3 protein-coding genes are annotated in these 4,276 nt (G+C 62.6%); all 3 read right to left on the bottom strand.

Going from position 1 to position 4,276, the window contains the following annotated elements; all coding sequences use genetic code 11:
* Window positions 1-49 precede the first annotated feature (49 nt).
* On the bottom strand, window positions 50-835 hold the full coding sequence (locus tag G3T14_RS23210) for a hypothetical protein (protein WP_163644861.1): 786 nt from the start codon (window positions 833-835) through the stop codon (window positions 50-52).
* A 190-nt stretch (window positions 836-1,025) separates the two neighbouring features.
* Entirely contained in the window at window positions 1,026-2,846 is a 1,821-nt protein-coding gene (gene typA / locus G3T14_RS23205; RefSeq protein ID WP_163644860.1) for a translational GTPase TypA, read from the bottom strand.
* A 1,075-nt stretch (window positions 2,847-3,921) separates the two neighbouring features.
* On the bottom strand, window positions 3,922-4,176 hold the full coding sequence (locus G3T14_RS23200; RefSeq protein ID WP_348645335.1) for a GNAT family N-acetyltransferase: 255 nt from the start codon (window positions 4,174-4,176) through the stop codon (window positions 3,922-3,924).
* Window positions 4,177-4,276: the final 100 nt, after the last annotated feature.

Genomic DNA, 4,276 nt, shown 5'->3' with positions numbered 1-4,276 from the left:
GGGTATAGCTTAGCTCAGCCGCCAAACTGTCCAGGAAGGCGGGACCACCTCAGAGTTCCGCCCCTGCCGCCGACCAGAGCTCGGTGGTGTGATCGAGCGATCGGCGGTTCGGTAGGCCGGTCAGCGCATCCGTCATCGAGAGATCGAGGAAATGGTCGCGCGCCGCTTCGGCAACCTCGGACTTTACGGTCGCACCGAGTTCCTTGAGGTACCCGTGGCAGCGCAGAGCTTCCATCCGATAGTTCGCATAGAGGCAGAACGCGCAGCCCGTCGCGATCTGAAGCACGAACGCTGCCCGCAAGCCGTCTTCGAGGCCGACCTTGAGGAGAACCGCCGTGGTGGCGAGACCGAACGCACACAGCGTGAAGACGATGGCCTGCGGGAAGCGCAGGGCGAGAAGCATGTTGCCGAAAACGATAACGAGCGTCAGCTCGCTGAAGGTGAAGCCGCCGAACCGAGCCTCGGTCAGCCAGAACAGGAAGACCGGAATTGCGAAGGCATTGAGCACGCCTCCGGTCACGAGCCACTCGCGTGTGCGCGCGCCGACGCGACCGACCGCCCAGGCGAGGCACAGGGACGCCGGTGTCACGACGAAGAGGCGGAGCACCACCGACAGCCCGAGGATGTCGGGCAAAAGGAAGATGCTGGTGAGGTTGTAGACGTTGTAGAACGTCAGTCCGACGACGATCAGGTGACGCAGCGACGCCGCGCGCGCGGCACCGCATTCGCGCTCGTAGCGATCGGCCACCGTTGCGTTGAAGCGCAGGAGCCGGTCCAGACGCACCGCCGAGCCGTAGCTGTCGATGTCGGCGGTTACGCGGGCGTGTCGGTCCATGTCGGCATTCGCCCTGCGAAACGCTGAGCTTGAGCGACATCCCTCAGGAAACACTTAACCCGATCGCTGCGAATCGCTTCGAGACCTGTTTTATTTGCCCGAGGGCGATGGGGATGCTGGACCGCTACAACGAAAAAGGCCGGGCGAAACGCCCGGCCTGTCTCATTCCAAACTGGAAAACCCGTCGCCCTTAAGCGGCGCCGCCCGAACGCTCGAAGCGCTTGCGCTCGTTGGGGTCGAGGTAGGTCTTGCGCAGACGGATCGACTTCGGGGTGACTTCCATCAACTCGTCGTCCTGGATCCAGGCCAACGACCGCTCCAGGGTCATCCGGATCGGCGGGGTCAGGCGCACGGCCTCGTCCTTCGAGGTGGTGCGGATGTTGGTGAGCTTCTTGCCCTTGAGCACGTTCACCTCGAGATCGTTCTCGCGGTTGTGCTCGCCGATGATCATGCCCTGATAGACCTTGGCGCCGGGCTCGATCATCATCGGGCCGCGGTCTTCCAGGTTCCACATGGCGTAGGCCACGGCCTCACCCTTGTCGTTCGAGATCAGCACGCCGTTGCGGCGGCCGGCAATGTCGCCCTTGAACGGCTCGTAGGCCTTGAACAGGCGGTTCATGATCGCGGTGCCGCGCGTGTCGGTCATGAGCTCACCCTGGTAGCCGATGAGGCCACGGGTGGGGGCATGGAACACGAGGCGCAGGCGGCTGCCGCCCGACGGACGCATCTCGATCATGTCGGCCTTACGCTCCGACATCTTCTGCACGACGACGCCCGAGTATTCCTCGTCGACGTCGACCACGACCTCCTCGACCGGCTCGAGTACGCCCCCATCCTCGTCCTTCGAAAGCACGACGCGCGGACGCGACACCGCGATCTCGAAGCCTTCGCGGCGCATGGTCTCGATCAGGATGGCGAGCTGCAACTCGCCACGGCCCGACACGAAGAACGAATCCTTGTCGGCCGCCTCTTCGATCTTGAGCGTGACGTTACCCTCGCCCTCCTTGAACAGGCGGTCGCGAATCATGCGGCTCGTGACCTTGTCGCCCTCGGTGCCGGCCAGCGGCGAGTCGTTGACGATGAACGACATGGTCACGGTGGGCGGATCGATCGGCTGGGCCTGGATCGGGGTGATGACCTGCGGGTCGCAGAACGTGTCGGCCACGGTGCCCTTCACGAGGCCGGCGATGGAGACGATGTCGCCCGCCTCGCCGATGTCGATGGGCGCGCGCTCGAGGCCGCGGAAGGCCAGAATCTTGGAGACACGTCCGGTCTCCACGAGCTTGCCCTCGCGATCCATCACCTTGATCGCCTGGTTCGGCTTCACGGTGCCGGACGCGATACGGCCGGTGATGATGCGGCCCAGGAACGGGTTGGCCTCGAGCAGGGTGCCGAGCATCCGGAACGGACCTTCCTCGACCTTCGCCTGAGGCACGTGTGCGAGAACGAGGTCGAACAGCGGCGCGAGGCCGTCATCCTGAGAACCGTCCGGTGCGGTGGCCATCCAGCCGGCGCGGCCCGAGCCGTAGAGGATCGGGAAGTCGAGCTGGTCGTCGGTGGCGTCGAGGGCCGCGAACAGGTCGAACACCTCGTTGACGACTTCCGTGATGCGGGCGTCGGGACGGTCGACCTTGTTGATCGCCACGATCGGCTTGAGGCCGATCTTGAGGGCCTTGCCGACCACGAACTTGGTCTGCGGCATCGGACCCTCTGCGGCGTCCACGAGCACGATCACGCCGTCGACCATCGACAGGATGCGCTCGACCTCACCGCCGAAATCGGCGTGGCCGGGGGTGTCGACGATGTTGACGCGGGTATCCTTCCAGACGACCGAGGTCGCCTTGGCCAGAATCGTGATGCCGCGCTCCTTCTCGAGGTCGTTCGAATCCATCGCGCGCTCTTCGACGCGCTGATTGTCGCGGAACGAGCCCGACTGGGACAGGAGCTTGTCGACGAGCGTGGTCTTGCCGTGATCGACGTGGGCGATGATGGCGATGTTGCGAAGCTTCATAGGGTATCCGGAAGCGAGAAGAACCCGTCACGCGACGGGCCGCAGGAATGCGGCCGGCAGCGCCGGGTGCGGGATCGAGCTATCGCGTCGCAATAGAAGGTGTGGCGTCGTGGGGCAAGGGGGCGGATCGCATGCCTGCCGCATGCCTGTCATAGGGTTGCTGCGCCATCGGTCGACGCACTGTTTCCGAGAGGCCTATGATCGATCGGGAGTTCCACGCTTCGCGCATACCGGTTTCCGTGGTCGCGATCGGCGATAACGGCGAAGAACTTCTCATCCGCTCCATCCTGGATAGTTTGGAAGCCTCGGTAGCGCTCCAGCTTCCGGGAACGCCCGAGGACCTTCTCCTTGTCCTCGGCCAAGGCGAATGCGCAGCGGATCATGTGATCCTCAGCGGGCACGCCGACCAGGAGGGGTTCGTCTTCGGGGGCTATGCGCCCGGCATCGATACGAGCAGCCTCACGCAGGGCCCCTGCTATCCGAGGTCCTCGCCGCACGCGTCAGGCTGCCCGGAAAAGTCGTCGTCAGCACCACCTGCGAGAGTGGTGCATCGGCGTTCGGGGCCGCGTTCATCGCGGGCAGTGTCGCTGCCTACATTGCTCCCGATGGATCGCCCGAGGGCGCCGATGCGGTGTTCTTCATCCACCGCCTGTTCCATCAGATCCGGACGCGGCGGAGTCCGTGGCCTGCGGCGCTGGATCATGCCTCAAAGTACGATTCGGAGAGCGCCATGTTCGTCGGCTATGGACCCGCACTCCCCGAGTCGTCGGGAGGCACACGCCAGCACATCACAATGCGCGCCATCATGACCATGTGACGGTACCGACCCCGAACCAGGTGCGTGCGTCCGGGTGGCCTCGACCGTGAAGCCCCACGACGCGTCGAAAATTCCGACGAACACCGCGCACACGCTTTTCCGGGTTTGTCGAAGCGTCAAGCCAATGGAGAGCGGCCTTTGTCAGCGGCGAACCGAGGCCCAAAGCGTGGCGGCTTTTCGCGGCCAACATCTTGATATCATCAGCATGCCGCGTTCGTTGCCGCGCGCTTGAGCCCACATTAAATATATCGGTATATATTATAGAATTTTATGTAGATCGCTCCACCCGTATGCTAACTCATTTATCGCGACATCTTCCTCTTTGCTTTCATGTCTATCAACAACTTTACCGTGTAGGGCGTCATAAAAACTGCGCGCCGCTAGATTGTTTTCCAGAACCCATAAGGTGACGGAATCATAATCATTTGAAATAAACGCTTCGGCCATGGCTTTCATTAATGAAAGACCGACCCCTTTTTTCTGGTGTGCTTCCAGCACATAAATAGAAGTGATTTCTCCAGTAAATCCAATTTGCTTGAGTGTCTGCGTCCTCTGTTTGCGTAATTGCTCAGGTGGTCAGAACGAAGCTGACACTGGGGTGAGGATTGGCAGG

The organism is Methylobacterium sp. BTF04, from assembly GCF_010692745.1.
Taxonomy (GTDB): Bacteria; Pseudomonadota; Alphaproteobacteria; order Rhizobiales; family Beijerinckiaceae; genus Methylobacterium.
The sequence above is the reverse complement of the archived record's forward strand: the minus strand, read 5'-3'. Positions and strand labels throughout refer to the sequence as shown.

Coding starts and splice junctions, on each gene's coding strand:
- G3T14_RS23210 (WP_163644861.1), bottom strand. CDS start 835: ATGGACCGACACGCCCGCGTAACCGCCGACATCGACAGCTACGGCTCG.
- typA (WP_163644860.1), bottom strand. CDS start 2,846: ATGAAGCTTCGCAACATCGCCATCATCGCCCACGTCGATCACGGCAAG.